The organism is Corynebacterium lactis RW2-5, from assembly GCF_001274895.1.
Lineage (GTDB): Bacteria > Actinomycetota > Actinomycetes > Mycobacteriales > Mycobacteriaceae > Corynebacterium > Corynebacterium lactis.
In genome coordinates, this window is record NZ_CP006841.1 from 309,423 (window position 1) to 333,975 (window position 24,553).

Genomic DNA, 24,553 nt, shown 5'->3' on the forward strand with positions numbered 1-24,553 from the left:
ACCCGCATGTGCTAGCCACACGTTGGTGTGCTTTCCAGATGACACGAAACAGACCCCGATGCCCCGTATGCGCTGGGCAAATGAAGAAAAACGGCACCACAACCAAAGGGAAAACCAGGTGGCGGTGTAAAAACCCTGACTGTGGAACCTCCACCACACGCCACCGCCCCGATCAGACCCACACCCTGGATTTCAAAGCGTTTCACGCCTACGTCACCGGCACTGCTTCTTTAACCGACGTGGCCGACAATTTGAACGTCTCCCGGCGCACGCTCGACCGCCGGTTCACCTCGTTGTGGCTTATCGATGTGCCCAATACCCCAGACCCCCACCGCATCTACGACCAAATCTTCATCGACGGCACCTACACCGACGCCGGATGCCTGCTTGTCGCCGCAAGCCGTGACCACGTCATCGCCTGGCAGTGGGCCAAACGCGAGTCAGCCCACGCTTACACACAACTACTGCATGGTATCGCCGAACCGTTATGCGTCGTCCTCGACGGCGGCCAAGGCGCCTACTCAGCAATCAAAGCCTGCTGGCCCAACACACGGATTCAACGCTGCCTTGTACATGCCCAACGCGTCATCCGCCGCTACACCACATCACGACCACGCACCGACGCCGGCAAAGCCATCTACGCCCTGGCTTTGAAACTGACCAAGATCACCACCTTGGACCAGGCACGCGACTGGACACTACGCCTGCACGATTTCGGAGTGGTCTACAAACGGTTCCTCAACGAAAAAACACCCCTGCCAAAACAACATCGCACACTGGGTAAACAGTGGGAATGGACCCACCTGCGAGTCCGTAAGGTATACCACTCACTGCTACACCTATCACGCAACAACTGGCTGTTTACCTACCTCCAACCCCCACCAGAAGCACTCGAACCAAAGCGCTGGGCATCAACAACAAACAGTCTGGAAGGCGGCATCAACGCCGGGCTCAAACGCATCGCTGATGCCCACCGCGGCAGATCCGGGGAACGTCAACGCAAAATGCTCGAGTGGTACCTGCACTCGAAAACGCAACTGCCTGACGACCCACTCACAATCGCCAGGCAGTGCAATTACGGACAAGATCAACTCGCCAAAGTATCCGATCTTGTCCCAGAAGACCACAACACAGCCGACCAAGAAACAGGACGACCAGCCTTCTTGGACAACGCTATCCCAACCGAATACCAACACAACATAGGAATCCGGAAAGGACCGATGCAATAAAAAGGGCCCACCCAGCGACACGCCGAGCGGACACACTTTTTGTCTATTAACCCTATTTTGTAGCGCTCCTGTGCCCGTATTAGTAGACGCCCGTGCTGTGGGGAGTGGGCGTCGTAAAGCGCGTCGTAAAGCGGAGGTATCAAGGCTTCCCGGCTACCAGGAGCGAATAGACGCGAAGTAAAACCGTCCTGGTCTCCCTGAAGCCTTGATGGAATGCGCATTCAGAGCCACCCGTATGCGATTGCCGACAAGAGGAAGATTCGTTCATTGGCGCTTACCTTTGTAGGCGTGGCCTCAGCGAGAGTTGCTAGCGTGGTTGGCAGTGACACCTGCGTTTGCGTCCCCGCGCTGACGCACCTGCGCTAGTGTCCGCTTCGCCGAGTTCTCGACAAGGAGCCATAACAATGACAGACGATCTCGACAACGTAAAGGGCTTTATCCGCCGCGCGGGTGCCGTGCTCTTTGACCTTGACGGTGTGATTACTCCGACTGCCGATATTCATAAGCTCGCCTGGGCAGACATGTTCCGCGCCTATTTCGCGGAAAAGGGCGTCTCCGAGTACACCGAAGACGATTACTTCAACTACCTCGACGGCCGACGTCGCGACGAGGGAATCGCCGCCATTTTGGAATCACGCCACCTTAGCATTCCGCATGGCTCCCAGTCCGATTCGCCTGACGACGAAACTATCGTCGGCCTCGGAAAACGCAAGAATGCGGACTTTTTGGCGCGCGTCGAGCAAGGCATTGATGCGTACCCGGGCTCAGTGAAGCTGCTGGAAAGCCTGGCTTCCGGGGATACCGAGACCTATCCCCGTCGGCCGCAGCTGGCGGTGGTGAGCTCGTCGAAAAATGCAGTCCCCGTGCTGGAGGCGGCGGGCCTGCGGGACCGTTTCGTAGAAATCGTCGACGGCGTCGTGGCCCACGACAATGACCTGCCCGGCAAGCCGGCTCCGGATACTTTCGTGTTTGCGGCTGAGCAGCTCGGGGTGGAGCCACGTGACGCAGTTGTCGTCGAGGACGCCATTAGTGGCGTCCAGGCGGGAGCCGCGGGGGCATTTGGCTTGGTTATCGGTGTGGATCGCGGTGCTGGCCGGGAGGCGCTGCTGCGTGCTGGCGCCGATGTTGTTGTCGAAGACCTCGCGGAACTGCTGTAATAGCGGCCCCGGCTTATACACCTAAAGCCCCTCGAAATATTCACCCAATCGAATCGGACATTGGAAGGTGCGATGACAGACAACGCCACTGACAAGGCGACCGGCCCCGCTGCTGAAGAGGACAAGGTCTGGGTGTCACCAATCCGTCGTAAAGCGCGTCGGAACTTCCCCGCGGACCGGGCGGACAAGCATCACCACCTGCTCGATGCGGAGGGGTTGATGGACCGTGACGTCACTCCTGTGGATGAGTGGCGGCTGATTGAGGCGAAGCCGGAGGGGCTGCCGCTGGGCCTGGCGGAGACGCTGTTTGCGCTGTCCAACGGGTATATCGGCATGCGCGGAAACCCGCCGGAGGGTCGCGATTCCTCTGAGCACGGCACCTACATCAACGGTCTGCACGAGACCTGGGCGATCAAGCACGCCGAGGACGCGTACGGTCTGGCGCGCGAGGGGCAGACGATTGTCAACGCGCCGGATGCGAAGGCGATGCGCCTCTACATCGACGACGAGCCGCTGCGCCTGGGCAACGCCGAGGTCTATGACTACGAGCGCAGCCTTGACTTCCGCGAGGGCGTGCTGCGTCGCCGGTTTATCTGGCGCACGCCGTCCGGCAAGAAGATCCGCGTGACCTCGGAGCGGATGGTGTCCTTCCAGGAAAAGCATGTCGCGGCAATGAGCATCGAGGTGGAGCTGCTCGACGCCGACGCCGCAGTGATGATTAACTCCCAGATTCTGAACCGACAGGACGGCGAGGACGAGTACCACGACGCGGCCAACGCTCAGGGCGCTGACCTGGATCCGCGCCGCGCGGAGGCCCTGGAGGAGCGCGTCCTGATCCCGGCGTTCCAGTCGAGCACTCCGGAGCGGCACCGCAGTACGTTGGCGTATCGCTGCGCACACTCGGGCATGACTGTCTCGGCGGCCATGGATCACACCTTCACCGTGACCACCCCGGACGGCACCGAGCCCTATGTCGAGACCTCGCAGACCACGGATCCGGACGCCGCCAGCGTGCTGTTCCACCTGGACGCCCCGCAGGGATCGGTCATTCGCTTGGAGAAGTTGGTCGCCTACCACTCGTCCCGCAAGGTTCGCGGCGAGGAGCTGGCCTTCCGCTGCGAGCGCACCCTGAATCGCGTCGGCCGCATCGGGGTGCTCGGGTTGATGGAGAATCAGCAGGAGTGGCTCGAGCGATTCTGGGAGCGCTCCGACGTCGTCATTCACAACCAGCCGGCTCTCCAGCAGGCGGTGCGCTGGAACCTCTGGCAGGTCATCCAGGCCTCGGCGCGCGCGGAGTTTCAGGGTGTCCCGGCGAAGGGTATGACCGGCACCGGCTACGGTGGCCACTACTTCTGGGACACCGAGATTTATGTGACGCCTTTCCTTACTTATACGTCTCCACAATTTGCTCGCAACGCTATGCGCTTCCGCTGGGACATGCTGGAGGCGGCCTGGTCGCGTGCCGACGAGCTGGCCCACGACGGTGCCCTTTTCCCGTGGCGCACCATTAATGGCCAGGAGTCCTCGGCGTACTATGCGGCGGGTACTGCCCAGTATCACATCGATGCGGACATTGTGTACGCCATGATGAAGTACGTCTACGCCAGCGGCGACCAGGAGTTCCTGCTCCACGAGGGCGCCGACCTGCTGGTGTCGACGGCCCGGTTCTGGATGTCGCTCGGGTTTTTCAACGGAGAGCGCACCGAGTTCCAGATTCACAGCGTCACCGGCCCCGATGAGTACAACACGGTCGTGAACAACAACCTGTACACCAACGTGATGGCGCAGTATAACCTGGGCGCGGCGGCGGACGTCGTAAAGCAGATTCAGAGGGACCGGCCTGCGGCGTGGAGGAAACTTCAGCACCGCTACGAGCTGACCGACGCGGAGGTTGGGGAGTGGGAAGAGGCCGCCGAGGCCATGTACATCCCATTCGACGAGAAGCTCGGCATTCACCCGCAGGACGACCAGTTCCTGCTGCGCAAGCGGTGGAACCTGGACGATCCCGAGACCGGCCCGAAGCGCCCCCTGCTGCTGCACTACCACCCGCTGACCATTTACCGGCACCAGATCATCAAGCAGGCCGATGTGGTGCTCGCCCTGTTTCTCATGGGCAATCGCTTTACGACGGAGCAGAAGCGGGCCGACTACAAGTACTACGACCCGCTCACGACGGGCGATTCCTCCCTGTCCGCGGTCGTCCAGTCGATTATGGCGGCGGAGCTGGGGTATGCCGAGCAGGCAATGGACTTCTTCGTGCGCGGCCTCTACGTTGACCTGGCTAATCTTCACGGCAATGCGGCCGATGGCGTGCACGTTGCGTCGGCGGGCGGAGTATGGCAGTCGCTGGTCTATGGTTTCGGAGGCTTCCGCGATCACGGCGGCCAGTTCAGTATTGACCCGAAGCTTCCTGATGGCTGGGAAGGCCTGACGTACCGGATCACCATTCACGGTTGCAGGATTCGCGTGACGGTGCGTCGTCGTGCGGTCGAGGTTGTTCTGGAGGAGGGGTCGCACCAGGTCGGTCCGATTATGGTGGCCGGGCACGAAGTGATTGTCGGCCCAGAGCCAATGACTGTTGTTGCTGGCGAGGCTTAGAGGGGCCCCTGATTCTGGTGTGAAAAATCGATACGCGGCTGTCTTACTTAAGAAAAGTAGGCGGTCGCGCATTTTCGTGCTATTTGTGTTGCGTTATTTGGTGCAAATAGATGTCTGGCGATAGTGAAAACCGGGGGTAGAGGGCATATTTCGACGGGGGAGATGTTGTAACAGGCGACACATGTGATGTCGCGGCCTGAGGCATAACCTGAGAAAATTTAGAGAAAATGCCTGGTTAAGCTGTGAAAATCCCCACCCAAATGGGGGAAAAATGTTTACCTGTGGCTGAGTGACTTTAGAGTGAATATGACACTGGAGGTGCCATGACTGTTACTAGTTCTAACCGTGACGCGATCGCGCACGGCAAAATTAATGTAGAGCCGCTGCGTGAGCAGCCTAAATTCCCATCGTGGGCCCTGAAGCTGACTATGGCTGTAACGGGCGTCCTCTTTGGGCTCTTTGTTATCGTCCACATGCTGGGCAACCTGAAGATTTTCACGGGGGCAGAGCACTTCAACGCGTACGCGACCTTCCTGCGTACCGTAGGTGCTCCGGCTATCCCGGATGAGGGTGTCCTGTGGATTTTCCGTATTGTCCTGCTGGTCGCTGTTGTCCTGCACATCTACGGCGCATTCGCCCTGTTTGGTCGTGCAAAGCAGTCCCGCGGTAAGTTCCGTCGCCAGGGCATGGTGTCCAGCTGGAACACCTTTACCGCGCGCACGATGATTGTCACCGGCGTTGTGCTGCTGGCCTTCATCATTTTCCACCTGCTTGACCTGACCCTCGGCGTCGCTCCGGTAGCTCCGGAAGCTTTCGAGCACGGCGAGGCCTACGGCAACGTTGTCGCTTCCTTCTCCCGTCCGGGCGTCGTTGTTTGGTACATCATCGCGCAGCTCGCTCTGCTGATGCACCTGTCTCATGGCCTGTGGACCGCTACTTCTGACCTGGGTATCACCGGCAAGCGCTGGCGCAAGGTTCTGCTGTTCCTGTCCGGCCTGCTGCCGCTGCTGGTTGTTGTCGGCAACATCATCATCCCCGTATACGTGCTGGTCGCGTTGTAGGTCGAGGAGGAATATTTACAATGAGCAACACTGAAGCAACTGTCGCTACCGACTTCAAGGCTCCTGCGAGCGCTGTCGACGGCGTTGTTATCGGCAAGGTTTTGACCGACAACTCCCCGGGCGACAAGGCCTCGATGCGCGATCACTGGCAGTACCAGAAGGATCACGCCAACCTGGTCTCCCCGCTAAACCGTCGTAAGTTCCGCGTCATGGTCGTCGGTACCGGCCTGGCAGGCGGCGCTGCGGCTGCAGCTCTGGGTGAGCTGGGCTACGACGTCAAGGTCTTCACCTACCACGATGCTCCGCGCCGTGCGCACTCTATCGCCGCTCAGGGTGGCGTCAACTCCGCCCGCGGTAAGAAGGTCGACAACGACGGTGCATACCGCCACGTCAAGGACACCGTTAAGGGTGGCGACTACCGCTGCCGCGAGAACGACTGCTGGCGTCTTGCCGTCGAGTCCGTTCGCGTCATCGACCACCTGAACGCCATTGGTGCTCCGTTCGCCCGCGAGTACGGCGGAACCCTGGCCACCCGTTCCTTCGGTGGCGTCCAGGTATCCCGCACCTACTACACCCGTGGCCAGACAGGTCAGCAGCTGCAGCTGTCGACCACCTCGGCCCTGCAGCGCCAGATTGGCCTGGGCAACGTCGAGATCTTCACTCATAACGAGCTGGTTGACATCATCGTCGCCGACGGCCGTTGCCAGGGCGCCATCATGCGCAACCTGATTACCGGCGAGCTGAAGGTCCACACCGCTCACGCCGTCATCCTGGCTACCGGTGGTTACGGCAACGTCTACCACATGTCCACGCTGGCGAAGAACTCCAACGCTTCCGCCATCATGCGTGCGTACGACCAGGGTGCTTACTTCGCATCCCCGTCCTTCATCCAGTTCCACCCGACCGGCCTTCCGGTCAACGCGCACTGGCAGTCCAAGACCATTCTGATGTCCGAGTCCCTGCGTAATGACGCACGTATTTGGACCCCGAAGAAGAAGGGCGACGAGCGTCCGGCCAACGATATCCCGGAGGACGAGCGCGATTACTTCCTGGAGCGTCGTTACCCGGCGTTCGGTAACCTCGTCCCGCGTGACGTGGCATCCCGTGCGAACTCCCAGCAGATTAACGCCGGCTACGGTGTTGGCCCGCTGAAGAACTCCGTTTACCTGGATCTGCGCGACGCAATTGAGCGTCTGGGGCAGCCGGTTATCAAGGAGCGCTACTCCAACCTGATTCAGATGTACGAAGAGGCAATCGGTGAGGATCCGTACAAGGTTCCGATGCGTATTGCACCGACCTGCCACTTCACCATGGGTGGCCTGTGGAGCGACTTTAACCAGATGACCTCCATCCCGGGTCTATTCACCGGTGGCGAGGCATCCTGGACGTACCACGGCGCTAACCGCCTTGGTGCTAACTCGCTGCTGTCCGGGTCGGTTGACGGCTGGTTCACCCTGCCGTTCACCATCCCGAACTACCTTGGCCCGCTGCTTGGCACTGAGCGCCTGGCAGAGGATGCACCCGAGGCTGTTGAGGCGCTCAACCGTGCCCAGGCTCGCCTGGACAAGCTGATGAGCATCCAGGGCAGCCACGGTGCTGAGTACTTCCACCGCCAGCTCGGCGAGATTCTCTACCGTGACTGCGGTGTGGCTCGTAACAAGGAAGACCTGGCCAAGGGTATCGAGGAGATCCGTGAACTGCGCAAGGCCTTCTGGTCTGACCTGTTCATCCCGGGTGACCCGAAGGAAATGAACCAGCAGCTGGAGTACGCAAACCGCGTCGCCGACTACATCGACCTCGGCGAGCTCATGTGTGTCGACGCCCTCGACCGTGATGAGTCCTGTGGCGCGCACTACCGCGATGACCACATCTCCGAAGATGGCGAAGCAGAGCGCGACGACGCTAACTGGTGCTTCGTCTCCGCATGGGAGCGCGGCAACAACGGTCCTGCCTGGGACCTGACAGGCAATGAGTTCATTCGCCACGCCGAGCCCCTGACCTTCGAAGCCGTCCCGCTCATGACAAGGAACTACAAGTAATGAAACTGCACCTTGAAATCTGGCGCCAAGCAGGTCCGAACGTCGAGGGACACTTTGAATCCGTTGACGTCGACGACGCCGTCCCGGAGATGTCGATCCTGGAGCTGCTTGACCACGTCAACAGCAAGTACGTCGAGTCCGGCAAGGAGCCGTTCGCGTTCGCTTCTGACTGCCGCGAGGGTATCTGTGGTACCTGTGGCCTGAACGTCAACGGCCGTCCACACGGCCCGGGCAAGAACACCCCGACCTGCCAGCAGCGTCTGCACCAGTTCAACGATGGTGACTCCCTGAAGATCGAGCCGATGCGCTCCGCCGCATACCCGGTCATCAAGGACATGGTCATCGACCGCTCTGCGCTCGACCGCGTCCTGGAGAAGGGCGGCTACGTTTCCATTAACGCCGGTACCGCTCCGGATGCCGACACCCTGCACCTCAACCACGAGAAGGCAGAGTTCGCTCTGGACCACGCAGCCTGCATCGGCTGTGGTGCCTGTGTCGCAGCTTGCCCGAACGGCGCTGCTCACCTGTTCACCGGTGCGAAGCTGGTTCACCTCTCCCTGATCCCGCTGGGTAAGGAAGAGCGTGGCAAGCGCGCCCGCAAGATGGTCGACGAGGTCGAAGGTACCTTCGGTCCTTGCTCCCTCTACGGTGAGTGTGCGGACGTCTGCCCGGCAGGCATCCCGCTGACCGCAGTTGCCGCTATTACCAAGGAACGCGCTCGCGCATTCTTCCGCGGTAAGGACGACTAAACTCTTTCCTCAAACAGGTTTTCCAGAAGGGACAAACAACAATGGCGAATGCAGTCGCAAAGCGCTACCCGGGCGAAGAGCACTTCGTGGACGGCTACGTGCCGCAGAGCATGAATGCTGAGTACTCGTCGCTCCACCGAAGCATCACCTGGATTGGCATGGGGCTGGTTCTTGCCTCTCTGGCAGCCTGGGGTACCTTCATCTTCGGTCTGGCCACCACCGTCTACTCTGACACCTCCAACTCGGCACACAGCCACGGTGTTATTGCTAATGGTGAGATGGACTACACCAGCTACTCTGATCAGTGGACCAACTTCGATGGCTCCCTGTTCCTGTGGGGTGGCTTGATTGTCGCTATCGTGCTGGTCGTTGCAGGTTTCACCTGCATCTCGATTGGCCGCCGAGCATACAAGGCCTACAAGAAGGAGTTCGGTGGACACCACTAGTGGCAGCATCCTTCAGGAATACGTTCCTGTAGCAGCGGTCCACTAGAGGTTGCCCGCGCACCTCCACACCAGACGCCACTGAGCTTGTCCTCGCGGTGAAGCAATCGCTTCACGGCAGGGGCGAGGCTCAGTGGCGTTTTTCTGTTTCGGGCGCTTAACCTGAGTACATGGAAAAAATTGCAGGGCGAAGTGAGCCTCGTCGCGGCCGTCACGCCAAGTCCGAGCCGGAAGCCCATCAGGCCCCCGAGCACCGCCTGGAGGTCCCCGGCCCGTCTCCCGAGGTGGAGGCGGAAAAGCGTAGTCAGCTCCGCAAGGCCAAGGCTTTTGCTACTGCGCTGCTCATTATTGCGACGGCCGTTTACTTCACCTGCCGCTGGATCGAATCCAGCCATACGTCGGCAGGCGAGGCGATTCCGGCGTGGGTGGGCTATGTTCGGGCGGCGTCGGAGGCTGGTATGGTCGGCGCGCTGGCGGACTGGTTCGCGGTGGTTGCTCTGTTCAGGCATCCGTTGGGAATCCCCATCCCGCACACGGCAATCGTGCGCCGGAAGAAGGATCAGGTTGGCGAATCGCTGGCGCAGTTCGTGGGCGATAACTTCCTGAATCCTACGTTGATTGTGGACAAGGTTCGCAAGGCTCAGATTCCGGAGCGGGTGGGGCAGTGGCTGGTCGAGCCCGGAAACGCTGACAAGGTCTCGGCGCAGGTCGGTAAGTTCACCGGCAATGCTCTGGAGGCCGTGGACTCTGACGATGCCGCGGCGGTTCTCAAGACGGCCGTCATCGATGAGGTGGCCGCGCCTGAATGGGGACCTCCGGCGGGACGCGTGCTCGGGCAGCTGATTGAGGAGGGGCGTACCGAGCCCATCGTGCAGCAGCTCGCGGACTGGTTGCACCGCAAGTCGCTGACCGCCCAGCCCCTTATCGACCGCATGGTCGGCGAGCGCGCCCCCTCGTGGGCGCCGAGCTTCGTCAATGACCTGATTGGTGACAAGGTCTACCGCGAGCTTGTCGACTGGACCTGGAACGTCGCGCACGATTCTCACCACGACGCCCGCCAGGCGCTGCACCGCTTCCTCACTCAGCTTGCCGACGACCTGCAGAACGACGAAGCGACCATTAACAAGGTGGAGGAATTAAAGAGCGATATTCTCTCCTCCGCCGCTGTTACGTCTGCGCCTGCAAAGATGTGGGAATCCACCTCGACAAAGCTCATCGACGCCGCCCGTGACCCGGAGTCGCTGCTGCGCCGGAAGATTTCCGAGACCGCGGCCCGCTACGGCCAGCGAGTCAATGAGGACGCCGAATTGCGCAGCAGAATGGGCGACCGGCTGGAGAAGGCTGTGGTTTTCGTATCGGAGAATTACTCCGGAGAAATCACATCTATCATCTCTGAGACCGTCGCCCGCTGGGATGCCGACGAGGCATCGGACAAGATTGAGCTGATGGTTGGCCGCGACCTCCAGTTCATCCGCGTCAACGGCACTGTTGTCGGTTCGCTCGCGGGTCTAGCAATCTACACTCTGTCTACGCTGTTCTTCGGCTAGCATGAAGTAGCCGCAGTTACGCGCTAACTACAAGAACCGTCCGCACTAAATCAAAGACATTTATAAGGAGCCAGCCCTTGCTGCCCGCACTGCCCAGCCTCACCTCCGCTCCGTTGGAAGCCATTTACGCCTACATGGAGCTGTTGTTCCGCTTCGGCATTCCCATGATTGTCGGGGTATTCGCGCTGGTTGGCGCGATCCTGGTGATTCTCACGCGTGCCGACGCCTTCGATGCAGCGGACCGCAAGAGCCGGAACGTATGGGCCGGCATCCTCGTCGGATCAGCCTTTTTCCTGCTGCTGCCGTGGCTTGGCTGGATGATGCTGGGCATTCCGGTTATTGCCGGGCTGGTTATTACCGGCGTGTACTGGCTGGATGTCCGTCCCCAGATCAAGGACATCCTCTCGAACGCCCAGGGCTGGTAGAGGTCCCGCGGCGGTCAGGTCGCGGATAGGTCGCGCGCAACCAAAAGCACTGTAGCGCTCGTCTATGACTTCAGCACAGCTGATAGCGTGCTCTAAAGTCACGGACGAGCGCTACAGTGCGTTGAGGCGGCGCAAGGGCAGCGCGCGCCGCCTAGCTGAGCCTAGCGGGACTAGCTGAATACGACCGTTCGGTTACCGTAAACCTGGACGCGGTCCTCTAGGTGCCAGCGCAGGCCGCGGGCCAGCACCTGTTTCTCCGCATCCCGGCCCTGGCGTTGCATGTCCCGAGCCGTGTACTTGTGCGAAACACGGATGACATCCTGCTCAATGATGGGGCCGTCATCCAGGTCCTGCGTTGCATAGTGGCAGGTAGCGCCGATGAGCTTAACGCCCCGTCGGTAAGCCTGCAGGTAGGGGCGGGCGCCCATGAAGGACGGCAGGAAGCTGTGGTGGATATTGATGGCGCGGCCTTCCCACTTCTCGCACAGATCCGGCGGGAGAATCTGCATGAAGCGGGCGAGCACGATTGCGTCGGGGTTTTCGGCGTCGACAATTTCGGCGACCTGGTCGAACGCCTTGCGCTTGCCCACCGCGTCCTTCGGGAAAGGCACGTGGTGGAAGGGGATTCCGTAGGCCTGCGCCAGCGGCTCCAGGTCACGGTGATTACCGACGATGGCCGCGACCTCCATCGGGTAGTCCGACTGCGCGACGCGGCCGAGCAGATCCTGCAGGCAGTGGCCCTCGCGGGTAACCAGAATGACGGCGCGCTTTGCGACCGCAGTATCCGTGACCTTCCAGCGCACCTCAGGGCCCCAGTCTGCGACTAGCTCGGCGAACTTTTCGCGCAGCTCGTCGACCCCCATATCCAGCTCGTCAGCACGAACGGCCTGGCGGGTGAAGAACCAACCGGTTTCCGGGTCGGAGAAGAAGTCGGCCTCGGTAATCCAGGCGCCGATGTCGGCGAGGAATGTCGACAGCGTCGATACGATACCGGTGCGATCCGGGCAGCCCAGCGAAAAGATGTACTGGCGCTGCGCGGGAATGCCGTTATTAGTGGTCAGAAGGGAGCGAGTCATTCTGATTACTTTACCTACTACTCAAAGTGCAGTTGAGACACGGTCGACAGTGGCAAATCCGCGCCGCTGAGAACGAGGGCCAGTCCCTCGTCGGTGACATTCGCCTCGTCCACGCTCAGGCCATGCCCGACGGCGAGACTGAAAACGTTGCCGTTGTTATCGCCGATGAATTTAGCCAGACCGTCGAGGTTCAGCCCCAGAACGGAGCCTCCCTCGAGGTTCACGCTGAGATTCCCGCCGTCGAGGACGGGGCGCAACTTCGAAGTGGCTATGCCGGAGGAATATTGCACGTCGAAGACTCCGTCGCCAGGCAGGGGAGTGACGGAGCTAATCCGAGCTCCGGTTTTCCTGTTGGCCAGTGCCTGCAGCAGCTCCGGGGATAAAGTCACCTCGATGCGGGCACTGCCAGCCACCGGATCGTCCGGATTGGCGGCGTTGACCTTGGCCATCACAATTTTCGCAGCGGGGTCGCCAATGACCTCCGGCTGGCCGGACAGCGCAGCGGGATCTTTGACCTCCAGCGTCGACGGGGTGTTTACCTCCAGGTGCGAAATCTCCTTCGTTACCAGCACAGGAAGAACCGGAGAGGACCCGAAGCTCGCCTTGGGGTGCAGCTGCGTCGCAACACCGCGGCGGGCCGACTCCTCCTGAAAACCTTCGGAGATTTTCTCGCCGATGAAGTAGCGGACACCAATCTCGGCCGCGATGGCGATGACGGCCAGCACAATGACGATGCCGATGATCGTGGGGACGACTTTCACTCCTGAGGAGCGCCTACGGGATGAACTCATAACACCCAGTGTCCACTACGGGCCGGATTCTGGCTAGCCTTCGCCCGTTTCCCCTTAGCCAGTCCAACCCTGTTCATACTCGGGGGCCACGAAGCCGAAGGGCACGGTGAGGACATTGTCGCGGATGTTACGGCGAGGCCGGGCGACCGGGGCATCGTCGGCAAGCAGCTCGAGAGCCTTGCGCCAGCGGACCCGGGGACCGTGCGGGGCCCACCCTGCTGAGATGTCCCACGCGCGGTCGGCGGCGGTGAGCAGGGCATGGATGGGTTCGCCGGGGATATTGCGGTGAATCAGCACCTTGGGGAGCCGCTCGGCAATGTCGGAGGGGCGTTCGGCGCCGAAGGGATCCCAGGCGAGGGTCAAGGTGCGGGGGCCGGAGGCGTCTAAAAGTACCCAGGCGGCGCGTCGGCCGATTTCGTCGCAGGTGCCTTCCAAGAAGAGGCCTCCTGGGGTCAGCCGGGAGGTTACCTCGCGCCAGGCGTCCTCGACGTCCGCGGCGTCGTATTGGCGCAGGACGTTGAAGGCGCGGGCCAGGTGAGGGGAGTGCCCGGCCATTTCGAAGCCGCCGAGCTCGAAGGTGACGCCGTCGCGGGGAGGCAGCACCCGAGAGGGCTCAATCTCCACGCCTGTGACGGTAATATCGGGGCGAATTTGGCGCAGCCACCGCGCCCACTCCACGGTGGTGGTGAAGCTGGCGCCGTAGCCGATATCGATGGCCAGGGGAGCCTCCGCGTGCCACAGCAGGCGCTGCACGTCCAGGTGATAGCGCAGCCAACGGTCGGACCTTCGCAGGCGATTGAACCCGGTGGTGCCGCGTGTGACGACGCCCTGTGGCCCCTGCGAGGCCCAGGACGCGCGGAGATTGTGATAGTGCGGCACAGCCGCTGAGTTTACGCCACCGGCCAGCAGACCAGGCAGGCCAGGCAGGCCAGGCGCTACTACGCCGCGTGCTCTGCCAGGACCGCGGTTTCGGCGTCGAGGACGCGCTCCAGGTACGGCGCGGCCTTGCCCTCGAGCATGCCGCCGACCAGTGGGACGGTAATGGAGAACTCGGAATCGGTGGTTAGCACTGACCCCTCGCCCTGGCCTGCGAGCTTCTGGGTCGCCTGGAACGTTACCGGGACACCCGAGGTCTCGGTGGTGACAGTGCTGGTTGCGGTGCCGTCGGCAAGTGGGCTGATGACGAATGTGCGGGTCAGGGAGACGCCGGACTTCACGAACTTCTGAGCCTGGTCCGGAATCTTGTCGGCCGCGACGGACTGACGGATGACGACGGTGGTGCCGGCCTCCGAGGTCTCAAACTTCTCGACCTTGCCCTCGGCTGCGGAGAAACGGTTGGCGACCTTCTCCCAGAAGCTGGCATCGGTCAGGGACGCGTAGATCTTGTCGACGGGCTGCGTGAAATTCACCGTATGGGTGTTGCGCGTAGTCATGCTGTAGATAATACGGGTTTGCCACTACGCTGGGGGCGTGCACGAAGTATCAGATTTTGCCGACCCCTCCCGTATCTCCGCTGTCGTAGACGGCCTCCGCTCGGTCGATGGGGCACAGGTCAGCACCGACACCGCCTTCTCCTCGCTGACTACGCTCCGCCTGGGCGGTACCCCGAGCGCCGTTGTGCGCTGCTCCACCACTGACGCCGTGGCCCAGGTGGTCCGTCGGCTTGACGACGAAAACGTGCCCCTGCTCATCGTTGGCGGTGGCTCAAACCTCGTTGTTGCGGACCAGCCGGGCGCCTTGGTCGCTGTGGTGATTGAGGCTGACGCCGTGACCATGAGCACGCGGGGCCACGGCCTGGAGTCCACGGCCGCGATTATCGAGGCCGAGGCGGGCGCGGTCTGGGACGAGATTGTGCAGATGAGCGTCGACGCGGGCTTCGGCGGACTGGAATGTCTGTCGGGCATCCCGGGGTCCGCAGGTGCGACACCGGTGCAAAACGTCGGCGCTTACGGCGCGGAGGTCTCCCAGGTTCTGGATGCTGTGCAGCTCTACGACCGGGCCTCCGGCGAGGTCGAATGGGTATCCCCGGAGAGCCTGGAGCTGTCCTATCGCTATTCGAACCTAAAGTTCACGGACCGCGCGGTGGTGTTAGCCGTGCGCTTTGAGCTGAGCATCGATGGCATGTCGGTGCCACTGCGCTATGGCGAGCTTGCCCGTCGTCTTGGCGTCGACGAGGCCGAGGCCGCCGCCGGAGAGATTCGCCGTCCCTCTGACCAGGTGCGCGAGGTGGTGCTGGAGCTGCGTCGGGGCAAGGGCATGGTGCTTGAGCCAGAGGATCGCGATACGTGGTCGGCCGGATCCTTTTTCACCAACCCGATTATCGACGAGTCCGAGGTGGAGACCGTTCGCGCCAAGGTCGCCGAGCGCCGCGGGGCAGACGAGGCTGTGACGATGCCGGTATTCCCGGCCGGCGCGGGGCAAGAGGGCAAAGCGAAGCTGTCGGCGGCGTGGCTGATTGAGCGCGCCGGGTTCCCCAAGGGCTACCCGGGGCAGGGAGCCCCGGCCCGTCTTTCCACGAAGCACACGCTGGCGCTTACCAACCGCGGCGAGTCAGGTGACGGCACGCCGACGACGGCTGACGATCTCGTGGCCCTCGCCCGAGACATCCGCGCCGGAGTCCACGCTGCTTTCGGCGTGACACTGGAGCCGGAGCCTGTGTGGGTCGGCGTCAGCATCGACGGTTAGTGGTTAGCGGTTAACGGCTAGCAGCCAGCTTCTAGCGGCGCTTGCGCACCAGCGAGTCCACGGTCTGGCCGCGCTCTTCAAGCTGTTTGAGCAATACGTCGCGCACGTCGCGTCGGCGCACCTTACCCATCTGGTCGCGTGGCAGGTCCTCCAGGTGGAAGAACGCGCGGGGCACCTTGTAACGGGTGAGGTTTGAGTAGCAGTGATCGCGGTAGGCTTCGGAGTCCAGGCGGGCGTAGTCGGCCAGTGTAATCGCCGCGACAACCATCTCGGAGCCGTCGTGCTTCGGCAGGCCGACGACAGTGGCGTCGGTGATGTCCGGGTGGGACAGCAGCACCTCCTCGACTTCGGCCGGGTACACGTTGAAGCCACCGGTGATGATGACTTCCTTGATACGGGCCACCAACTTGATGAAGCCGTCCGGTTCCATCACTCCGACATCACCGGTGCGGTACCAGCGCGGCCCCTCGGGAAGCTCGGCCGGGCCGTCAGTGAAAGACTTTTCTGTCGCCTCTGGGAGGTTGAGGTAGCCGCTGAAGACCTGCGGACCGCGGACGATCACCTCGCCCTCCTCGCCGTCGGCGCGCAGTGAGGTCGGATCTTCCGGGTCGACAATCGCTACTTCGGTGTCGGGGAAGGGGATGCCGACGTAGCCCGGGCGGCGGTTGCCGTCCATCGGGTTACCGACGATGATTGGCGAGGTCTCGGTCAGGCCATAGCCCTCCACGAGGCGTCCACCGGTTAGCTTCTCCCAATTCTCCACCAGGCTCACCGGCAGGGTGGAGGCGCCGCAGAATGCGTACTTCACGCCGGAGAGATTAGCGCCGTCGCGCTCGGCCGCCTCGACGATTTTCTCGTAGAGGGTCGGCACGCCCGGAACCCAGGTTGGGCGGTTGGACTTCATCACCTTCATAATCAGGGGAATCTCCGGCGCCGGAACCAGGACGAGCTCCGCGCCAATAAGCATTGTCAGGTTGGTGACGATGGTCAGGCCGTAGGCGTGGAACATTGGCAGCACGCCAAGCGAAATCTCACGCTCGCTGCCGAGGCCGGGGACCCATGCCTTGCCCTGCAAAATATTCGCGACCAGGCCTTTGTGGGTCAGCTGTGCGCCCTTGGGGGAACCGGTGGTGCCGGAGGTGTACATCATCACGGCGGTGTCGTCCGGCGTAATGGTCTCGTCCGCGACGATGTGGCGGCCGTCGCCGCCCACGGCGTCGTGAAGCAGGGCGTCGAAACCGAGGACCTGCGGGGCGGAGGCGTGCAGCTTCTCGCGGGAGGCACGCAGCTTCGGGATGGGCAGTGCGAGGGCGGCGCGCATGATAAGGGGGAGATCCTGCAGCATGTTGACTGCGATGATCGTCTCCAGCGGGGTGGTGCGGCGCAGCTCCTCCAGCACGGGCACTGTCTTATCCCAGCCGATGGCGACGCGCGCGCCGTGGTCGTTGAAGGGGTGCTCCAGTTCGTGTGAGGTGTAGAGCGGATTGTGCTCGACGGCGATAGCACCCAGGTGCAGGACGGCCCAGTAGGCGATGACGTGCTGCGGGCAGTTCGGCATCAGTAGCGCGACGCGGTCGCCCTTAGCTACACCGAGGGCGCGCAGGCCGGCGGCGGTGCTGCGGACCTTGGCGTCGAGCTCCGCGTAAGTGGTGGAGCGGCCGAAGAAGGTCAGCGCCTTGCGGTTGGGGTAGGAATCCAGTGTTCGGCGGTAGACATCCAGCAGAGTGTCGTGGCCGTAGTCGATGGATGGCGGGGTCCAGTCCGGATACAGGTCGAGCCAGGCCTTGCGCACGGCGGCGTTCGATCCCTGCTCGCCAGTGGAGTTCGAGGTATCGGTCATGGAGTCCTCCTATAGCGTTGCTCTCTAAAGCATAGGAGACACGACGAAAGGCCGTTGGGACCGTGCTTTCCGACGTAAATCCTTGCTATTTGTTTAGCGATACTAACCTACGAGAGCGTAGGTTTGGTGTCGACCGGGGGTGATTTTGCCGGGGAAATCCCGCGGGTGTGCAATCGGGTTGCCGCTGGGGAATAGGGGCGTTTGCGGCATTGTGGCTGCCGGGGGCAATCTAGGAGGCATGTCTGAAACATCGACGCCTGAGGTTACGGCGTTGCCTGAGCGCATCGCGATGATCTCCATGCACACCTCCCCGCTGGAGCAGCCAGGAATCGGGGATGCTGGTGGGATGAACGTCTACGTTCTGCGCACCTGCGAAGAGTTGGCGCGCCGAGGAGTGAAGGTCGACGTGTTCACCAGGGCGACTCGCTCGAGCGACGGCGAGATTATCCCGGTGGCGGACAACTTCAGGGTCGTCAATATCGTCGCCGGCCCGTACGAGGGGTTGGAGAAGTCAGAGCTGCCCACGCAGATGACGGCATTCGCCGGAGGCGTTCTCGAGTTCGCGCGGCGGGAGGGGGCCCGTTACGACCTCATCCACTCGCACTACTGGCTGTCCGGTCAGGTTGGCTGGCTTCTCAGCGACCTTTGGCGGGTTCCTTTCGTGCACACCGCACACACCCTGGCTGCGGTCAAGAACATGCACCTGGCTGCGGGGGATACGCCGGAGCCGGAGTCGCGGCGCATCTGCGAGCAGCAGATTGTGGATAACGCCTGCCGTCTCGTAGTCAATACCCAGGCCGAGGCGAACCAGTTGGCGGACCTGCACGACGCCAACCTTCAGTCCATCGACGTCGTGCCGCCCGGGGTGAACGTCGAGCTGTTCTCGCCGGGCAGTGACCGGGCGACGGAGCGCTCCAGACGCGAGCTGGGGATCCCATTGCACGCCAAGGTGATTCTGTTCGTCGGTAGGCTCCAGCGGTTGAAAGGTCCGCAGGTGCTGCTGCGCGGGGTCGGTGAGATGCTGCGCCGAAACCCGGAGGCTAACGTTCGTGTAATCGTCTGCGGCGGGCTGTCGGGTTCGGGGCTGGCCGCCCCCGACGAGTTCACAGGCCTGGCCGCGTCCGAGGGGATTGATCACCTGGTGCGCTTCATGGCCCCGCGCCCTCCGGAGGACCTGGCGCGGCTCTACCAGGCTGCGGACATCGTGGCGGTCCCCAGCTACAACGAAACCTTCGGCCTGGTCGCCATGGAGGCACAGGCCACCGGGACCCCGGTCGTGGCGGCCAATGTCGGCGGCCTGCCCATTGCGGTCGCCGATGGAATTAGTGGCCTTCTCGTCGACGGCCACGAAAAGGGGCCTTGGGCCGATGCGCTGGGCAAACTCGTCGAGGATGACGAGCTGCGCCTCAAGCTGGCCCGCCAGGCCCGCGAGCATGCGATGGAGTTTTCTTGGCAAAAGACGGTGGATCGTCTCGCGGATGTCTATCATCGGGCTTCAGCCGCGGGGGATTGTTGCCCCGGTGCTACCCGCGATGCCGGGGGTTCCACGGTCATGCGCGAGAACTAATTACTGACAATTAATGGCCCGCAGGGAAGGGTGGACGAGAAGATGAGAAATCAAGCCGGCAACGAACTGTTGGATCTCCTCGCCGAGCAGCTCGACCGAATTGGTGTCGAGTATGGCATCTCCGGTGGGGCCGCGGTCGTTGTCCTTCCCGGAAAGCGCAAGCTCAAGACGGTTCTTGGACTTATCCCCGCGCCGGATTCGCTGCGCGTCGAGGCGTTCGTCTGCCGCGCGGTAGACGAGAACCGCGAGGGCGTCTACCAGTGGCTGCTGCAGCGCAACCGCCGCCTGTTTGGCATCGCCTACACCATCGATGCCGACGGCGATATCTACCTGGTGGGCCAGCTTCCCGCTTCGCTTTCCGACGATGACCTCGATCGCTTGCTGGGGCAGGTCCTCGAAACGGCCGACGGGGACTTCAATCACATTCTGGAACGCGGTTTCGCCACCGCGATTAAGAAGGAGTGGGAGTGGCGCGTCGACCGCGGGGAGAACCTGGCAAACCTGGAGCAGTTCCGTCATATGGTCGAGTGAACTGGTCGACAGCCCATTTAGCGGGGAACGAAAAAGCGCGACCGGCGTTGTTCGGGCACAATTGTGAGTATGAGCAATGGAAAACTGATTCTTGTCCGTCATGGCCAGAGTGAGTGGAACGCATCTAACCAGTTCACGGGCTGGGTCGACGTTGCGCTTACCGACAAGGGACGCGCAGAGGCTGTCCGCGCCGGCGAAATGCTGGTCGACGCTGGGCTGAAGCCGCAGGTGCTCTACACCTCGCTGCTGCGTCGTGCGATCAACACCGCGCACATCGCACTCGATACCGCTGACCTGCTGTGGATTCCGGTCATTCGTGATTGGCGTCTGAACGAGCGCCACTACGGTGCACTGCAGGGCCTGAACAAGGCCGAGACCAAGGAGAAGTACGGCGAGGACCAGTTCATGTCCTGGCGCCGCTCTTACGATACCCCGCCGCCGGAGCTCGATGTTGACAACGAGTACTCCCAGGCGCACGACCCGCGCTACGCGAACCTGGACAAGGTTCCTCAGACCGAGTGCCTGCTGGACGTCGTTAAGCGTTTCGTCCCGTACTTCGAGGAAGAGATTCTGCCGCGCCTGAAGGCGGGGGAGACCGTGATGGTTGCGGCGCACGGCAACTCGCTGCGTGCGTTGGTCAAGCACCTCGACGGCATCTCTGATGAAGACATCGCTGGCCTGAACATCCCGACTGGCATTCCGCTGGTCTACGACTTCGATGTCGAGGGCAAGGTCCTCAACCCGGGTGGTACCTACCTCGACCCGGAGGCCGCTGCTGCAGGCGCTGCCGCTGTCGCTGCGCAGGGCAACAAGTAGTTTCTGCGAGGGCTTATCTGTAGGTTTTGAATCTACTCCTTACGGTGGGGGTACCCCGATTTGGTTTGTTTATGGCCTACATGGTCATGGAATTTCCGGTTGGGGTGCCCCTGCTTTTTAGTGTGGCGGGTGCTAGCCCGCGCGAAGCCGGCGAAAAGCCGTTAGGGTATTACGCGTGTTTAATGTCATCATCGCCGCTTTGATCGGCGCAGCCGCCATGGCTGCCGTGCTGATTCTGGGCGGCGTTGTCGGTGGGGTCTACCAGAAGGTAAAGAAGCGCCGCGCGGACGCGGACAACTCCGTGACAACGATGGCTCAGGTACTGCACTTGGCTATTCAGGGGTCTCCGACCGGCGTGGTGGTCGTGGATATTTCCCGCGACATCATTTTGTCGAACTCCCAGGCTCACAAGCTGGGCCTGGTTTATGAGCGTCGGCTAAACGATGTCGGCTGGGAAGTTGCCACCAAGGTTTTCGATACGCAGGAGGAGCAGGAGCTCACGCTCGTGCTTCCCGCCCGCAGGTCCGGTGCCCCGGACACCATCGTCCGCTGTCAGGTGGCACCGCTGTCGTTGGTGGATAACCGGTTTGTGGTTCTCTACGCCACCGACGAGTCGGAGCTGGCCCGCATGGAGGCCGCCCGTAGAGACTTCGTCGCAAACGTTTCCCACGAGCTGAAGACGCCGGTCGGCGCGATGAGCCTGCTGGTGGAGGCCCTGAGCGAGGCCTCGGATGACCCTGGAGCGGTGAAGCATTTCAGCGAAAGCCTACAGCGCGAATCCAAGCGCATGTCGACGATGATCACCGAGCTGATTTCACTGTCCAAGTTGCAGGGCGCTGAACCGCTGCCCGATATGGAGCCGCTCGACATCGAGGAGATCGTGACGGCCGCGGTGCGCCGCAACTCGATGCTGTCCGAGCAGGCGGGGATAGAGGTTAACGTCGACTGTCAGCCTGGGCTGGTCGTCAAGGGCGACCGCTCGCTGCTAGTTGCCGCAGTGTCGAACCTTGTGACCAACGCGATCAACTACTCGCCGGAGGCGACACCTGTATCCGTCACCGCGGTGATGGAGGACAACGACACCGTGGCAATTCGTGTCACCGACCGAGGTATCGGTATTTCCGTGGCCAACCAGAAGCGAGTATTCGAGCGCTTCTTCCGTGCGGACAAGGCTCGTTCTCGGGCCACGGGCGGCACAGGCCTGGGGCTGGCGATTGTTAAGCACGTCGTCGCTAACCACAAGGGCGCCATTAAGCTGTGGAGTCGACCCGGAACGGGATCGACTTTCACAATTGAGTTACCGCTTCTGGAGAAGCAGGATCAGCCATCGAAAAAGGCTGAGGACTGAGGAAGGACTGTTACAACTCGTGACTGAGGTACTGATTGTCGAGGATGAGTCGGCACTGGCCGAGCCGCTGGCGTTCCTGCTGGAACGCGAAGGCTTCCAGGTCCGCTTGGCAGCCGACGGGCAGGAGGCGCTGGCTGAGTTCAGCAAGGCCGAGCCGGACATTGTCCTGCTCGACCTCATGCTCCCCGGGATGAGCGGCACCGAGGTGTGCAAGAACATCCGCCTGAAGTCCGATGTGCCGGTCATCATGGTCACCGCCAGAGACAGCGAGATTGACAAGGTCGTCGGCCTGGAGATTGGCGCGGACGACTACGTGACGAAGCCGTACTCCTCCCGCGAGCTCATCGCCCGCATCCGTGCTGTTCTGCGGCGCGGGCGCGTCGACGAAGCCGAGGAAGAAGCGGCGGAGTACGAAGAGGTCCTGCGCGGCGGCTCTGTCATGCTGGACATCGAGCGCCATGTCGTCACGGTCGAAGGCAAGGAAATCTCCATGCCGCTGAAAGAATTTGATCTTCTCGAGTACCTGCTGCGCAACCGTGGGCGAGTCCTCACCCGTGGCCAGCTCATTGATCGGGTCTGGGGCTCGGACTACGTCGGAGATACGAAGACCCTCGACGTGCACATCAAGCGTCTGCGCTCCAAGATTGAGCGCAACCCCTCCTCGCCGGAGTATCTCGTCACTGTGCGAGGCCTCGGCTACAAGTTCGAGGACTAGCGCGGGACTTGAACCGAGCGCCGGACGCTAAACCTCGTCCGGTGCCAGTCCCTCCGCCGCGGCACGGGTCGCCGGGTGGATTGCCAGCAGCGGGTAACCACTCGGGCCGAAAGCTTTCGCAGCACCCGCCGCCTCGCGGGCGGTACAGTGTTGCGCCAGGATGTCGTAGCATTCTTCGCCGAGCAGCTCGACAAGTTCCGATTTGTGTGTCTTCCAGATAGGCTCGCCACCCGCGTGAGTAGCGGGGTCGCCGGTGCAGTACCAGTCGAAGTCCTCCCCGCCGTTGCCCCAACCTCTGCGGTCGTATTCGGTGATGGTGGTGCGTAGTATTTCCTCGCCGTCCGGGCGCTCCTCCCAATCCTCCAAGCGGCGCAGCGGCAGCTGCCAGCACACATCCGGCTTCACCTTCACCGGATCGATGCCCTCAGAGACGGCCCACTGGTGGATAGAGCAGCCCGGGCCGTTTTCCCATCCCGCGCGGTTGGCGAAAATACAGGCGCCGGAGACGACCTTGGTCTTTAGCGCCGGTTCTGGTTCTCCGTTTTCATCATCGAGTTCGTCCCAGACCAGCCACGGCTCCAGCTTTTCCTCCGGATCCGATTCGTAGTTTTCCAGCCACGCGGGGGCATCCTCGGGTCGGTTTTGCCACCACTTCGGGGCCGCCGCGGAGGAGCCCTCCATGCGGCGCACGACGTCGATAAGCCTCTCTCGGTCTTCCTCATCGGTGAGGAAGGCCCCGTGCCCGCAGCAGCCGACATCGGCGTTGTCGGCGTCAATCCCGCGGCAGGCGGAGGTGCCGAAGGCGCACGCGTAGGTGGACATCAGCCAGGTGAGGTCGCAGGTGATGATGTGGTTTGGGTCGTCGGGGTGGGCGAACTCGAACCATTCGCGCGGGAAATCGAAGGCTACCTCGCGCTTTGAGGGGGCTGGGCCTCGGCCGGGCCGGGGGTGGGGATAATTCACACCGATACAGGGTAGACCGTCTAACCTAGCAAGGGTGCGATTAGGTGTATTAGACGTAGGCAGTAATACCGTCCACTTGGTGATGGTCGATGCTCGTCGCGGTGGGCACCCCACCCCGATGAGCGATTCCAAGTCCACCATGAAATTGGTTGAGTACCTGGATAAGGACAACAACCTGTCCGCCAAGGGAATCGACAAGTTGACCGGCTACATCGCCGAGGCCAAGGAATTGGTCGAGCAGATGAAGTGCGAAGAGATGATTAGCTTCGCCACATCCGCAGTCCGCGATGCCGCCAACTCCGACGATGTGCTCGCGCATGTGGAGAAGGAAACCGGCATCAATCTGCAGATTCTCTCCGGCGAGGACGAAGCCCGGCTCACCTTCCTGGCGGTTCGACGTTGGTATGGATGGTCCGCGGGGCGCCTTATCAACCTCGATATCGGCGGTGGTTCCCTGGAGCTGACCTCCGGCACCGACGAGGACCCGGAGGCCGCGTACTCGCTGCTGCTCGGCGCTGGTCGCCTGACCCACGAGTGGTTCGACACCGACCCGCCATCGCGGAAGAAGATCGACTTGCTGCGCGACTACATCGACGCCGAGCTTGTCGAGCCGGCCCGCCACCTGCGCACCCTGGGTGAGCCCGACCTCGCGGTTGCGACCTCTAAGACGTTCCGCACGCTCGCCCGCCTGACTGGTGCGGCGCCGTCTGCCGCGGGTCCTAGGGTTCGTCGTACTCTCACCGCAGCGGGCCTGCGCCAGCTGATCGCCTTTATTTCCCGTATGACCGCGGCCGACCGCGCGGAGCTGGAGGGCGTCAGCTCGAACCGTTCTCACCAAATCGTTGCCGGTGCACTCGTCGCCGAAGCTAGTATGCGAGCATTGGGACTAGATAAGGTAGATATTTGTCCGTGGGCTCTGCGCGAGGGCATTATTTTCCGACGACTGGACAGCGACTTAAACGGAGAGGGATGA

The 24,553-nt window shown here is 62.0% G+C and carries 23 protein-coding genes; 17 read left to right on the top strand and 6 right to left on the bottom strand.

What is annotated here, in order from left to right; translation table 11 throughout:
• Positions 1-38 precede the first annotated feature (38 nt).
• The 10 genes from CLAC_RS01265 (at position 39) to CLAC_RS01305 (ending at position 11,248) form a co-directional block, all read left to right on the top strand.
• Positions 39-1,229: an IS1249 family transposase gene (locus CLAC_RS01265; RefSeq protein ID WP_053411368.1), complete on the top strand. Its 1,191-nt coding sequence runs from the start codon at positions 39-41 to the stop codon at positions 1,227-1,229.
• Between the two features lie 213 nt (positions 1,230-1,442).
• Complete coding sequence (locus CLAC_RS12560) at positions 1,443-1,595, top strand: hypothetical protein (RefSeq protein WP_156324731.1); 153 nt, start codon at positions 1,443-1,445, stop codon at positions 1,593-1,595.
• 38 nt (positions 1,596-1,633) lie between these two features.
• Positions 1,634-2,386, top strand: coding sequence for an HAD family hydrolase (locus tag CLAC_RS01270; protein WP_053411369.1), 753 nt, complete (start codon positions 1,634-1,636; stop codon positions 2,384-2,386).
• A 72-nt stretch (positions 2,387-2,458) separates the two neighbouring features.
• Positions 2,459-4,984: a glycoside hydrolase family 65 protein gene (locus tag CLAC_RS01275; protein WP_082312973.1), complete on the top strand. Its 2,526-nt coding sequence runs from the start codon at positions 2,459-2,461 to the stop codon at positions 4,982-4,984.
• Between the two features lie 323 nt (positions 4,985-5,307).
• Entirely contained in the window at positions 5,308-6,045 is a 738-nt protein-coding gene (locus tag CLAC_RS01280; protein WP_053411370.1) for a succinate dehydrogenase cytochrome b subunit, read from the top strand.
• Between the two features lie 20 nt (positions 6,046-6,065).
• Positions 6,066-8,084, top strand: coding sequence for a fumarate reductase/succinate dehydrogenase flavoprotein subunit (locus tag CLAC_RS01285; RefSeq protein ID WP_053411371.1), 2,019 nt, complete (start codon positions 6,066-6,068; stop codon positions 8,082-8,084).
• The gene (locus tag CLAC_RS01290; RefSeq protein WP_053411372.1) at positions 8,084-8,833 is read left to right on the top strand and encodes a succinate dehydrogenase/fumarate reductase iron-sulfur subunit; all 750 of its coding nucleotides are present in this window, start codon (positions 8,084-8,086) and stop codon (positions 8,831-8,833) included. Before CLAC_RS01285 ends, CLAC_RS01290 begins: the two co-directional genes overlap by 1 nt.
• 41 nt (positions 8,834-8,874) lie before the next feature.
• Positions 8,875-9,279 carry a hypothetical protein gene (locus tag CLAC_RS01295; protein ID WP_053411373.1) on the top strand — a complete coding sequence of 135 codons (405 nt, stop codon included), beginning with the start codon at positions 8,875-8,877 and terminating at the stop codon, positions 9,277-9,279.
• 167 nt (positions 9,280-9,446) lie between these two features.
• Positions 9,447-10,823: a DUF445 domain-containing protein gene (locus tag CLAC_RS01300; protein ID WP_082312975.1), complete on the top strand. Its 1,377-nt coding sequence runs from the start codon at positions 9,447-9,449 to the stop codon at positions 10,821-10,823.
• Positions 10,824-10,900: 77 nt separating this feature from the next.
• Positions 10,901-11,248, top strand: coding sequence for a DUF2516 family protein (locus CLAC_RS01305; RefSeq protein WP_053411374.1), 348 nt, complete (start codon positions 10,901-10,903; stop codon positions 11,246-11,248).
• A 170-nt stretch (positions 11,249-11,418) separates the two neighbouring features.
• Here the strand turns inward: CLAC_RS01305 and purU are convergent, their stop codons facing one another.
• From purU to CLAC_RS01325, 4 genes are read right to left on the bottom strand one after another with little or no spacing between them, the layout of a single operon-like run.
• Entirely contained in the window at positions 11,419-12,324 is a 906-nt protein-coding gene (gene purU / locus CLAC_RS01310; protein ID WP_053411375.1) for a formyltetrahydrofolate deformylase, read from the bottom strand.
• 17 nt (positions 12,325-12,341) lie between these two features.
• Positions 12,342-13,115, bottom strand: coding sequence for a hypothetical protein (locus tag CLAC_RS01315; RefSeq protein ID WP_053411376.1), 774 nt, complete (start codon positions 13,113-13,115; stop codon positions 12,342-12,344).
• A 54-nt stretch (positions 13,116-13,169) separates the two neighbouring features.
• A complete protein-coding gene (locus CLAC_RS01320; RefSeq protein WP_053411377.1) occupies positions 13,170-13,994 on the bottom strand; it encodes a hypothetical protein in 825 nt (274 codons plus the stop codon).
• A 59-nt stretch (positions 13,995-14,053) separates the two neighbouring features.
• On the bottom strand, positions 14,054-14,548 hold the full coding sequence (locus CLAC_RS01325; RefSeq protein ID WP_053411378.1) for a DUF2505 domain-containing protein: 495 nt from the start codon (positions 14,546-14,548) through the stop codon (positions 14,054-14,056).
• A 73-nt stretch (positions 14,549-14,621) separates the two neighbouring features.
• Here CLAC_RS01325 and CLAC_RS01330 point away from each other — a divergent pair, with 73 nt between their 5' ends.
• On the top strand, positions 14,622-15,800 hold the full coding sequence (locus CLAC_RS01330) for a UDP-N-acetylmuramate dehydrogenase (RefSeq protein WP_053413170.1): 1,179 nt from the start codon (positions 14,622-14,624) through the stop codon (positions 15,798-15,800).
• 31 nt (positions 15,801-15,831) lie between these two features.
• Here CLAC_RS01330 and CLAC_RS01335 read toward each other — a convergent pair whose 3' ends face one another.
• Entirely contained in the window at positions 15,832-17,640 is a 1,809-nt protein-coding gene (locus tag CLAC_RS01335; protein WP_053411379.1) for a long-chain-fatty-acid--CoA ligase, read from the bottom strand.
• 238 nt (positions 17,641-17,878) lie between these two features.
• Here CLAC_RS01335 and mshA point away from each other — a divergent pair, with 238 nt between their 5' ends.
• The 5 genes from mshA to CLAC_RS01360 all read left to right on the top strand — a co-directional run bounded on the left by mshA (position 17,879) and on the right by CLAC_RS01360 (position 22,617).
• Positions 17,879-19,207: a D-inositol-3-phosphate glycosyltransferase gene (gene mshA / locus CLAC_RS01340; RefSeq protein ID WP_053411380.1), complete on the top strand. Its 1,329-nt coding sequence runs from the start codon at positions 17,879-17,881 to the stop codon at positions 19,205-19,207.
• 42 nt (positions 19,208-19,249) lie between these two features.
• Complete coding sequence (locus tag CLAC_RS01345) at positions 19,250-19,738, top strand: type III secretion system chaperone family protein (protein ID WP_053413171.1); 489 nt, start codon at positions 19,250-19,252, stop codon at positions 19,736-19,738.
• Positions 19,739-19,807: 69 nt separating this feature from the next.
• Positions 19,808-20,554, top strand: coding sequence for a phosphoglyceromutase (locus CLAC_RS01350; RefSeq protein WP_053411381.1), 747 nt, complete (start codon positions 19,808-19,810; stop codon positions 20,552-20,554).
• Positions 20,555-20,729: 175 nt separating this feature from the next.
• Positions 20,730-21,902: a sensor histidine kinase gene (locus CLAC_RS01355; protein ID WP_156324733.1), complete on the top strand. Its 1,173-nt coding sequence runs from the start codon at positions 20,730-20,732 to the stop codon at positions 21,900-21,902.
• A gap of 19 nt (positions 21,903-21,921) precedes the next feature.
• On the top strand, positions 21,922-22,617 hold the full coding sequence (locus CLAC_RS01360) for a response regulator transcription factor (protein ID WP_053411382.1): 696 nt from the start codon (positions 21,922-21,924) through the stop codon (positions 22,615-22,617).
• A gap of 27 nt (positions 22,618-22,644) precedes the next feature.
• Here CLAC_RS01360 and CLAC_RS01365 read toward each other — a convergent pair whose 3' ends face one another.
• Complete coding sequence (locus CLAC_RS01365) at positions 22,645-23,580, bottom strand: DUF3109 family protein (protein ID WP_053411383.1); 936 nt, start codon at positions 23,578-23,580, stop codon at positions 22,645-22,647.
• A 34-nt stretch (positions 23,581-23,614) separates the two neighbouring features.
• Here CLAC_RS01365 and CLAC_RS01370 point away from each other — a divergent pair, with 34 nt between their 5' ends.
• A complete protein-coding gene (locus CLAC_RS01370) occupies positions 23,615-24,553 on the top strand; it encodes a Ppx/GppA family phosphatase (RefSeq protein WP_211255362.1) in 939 nt (312 codons plus the stop codon).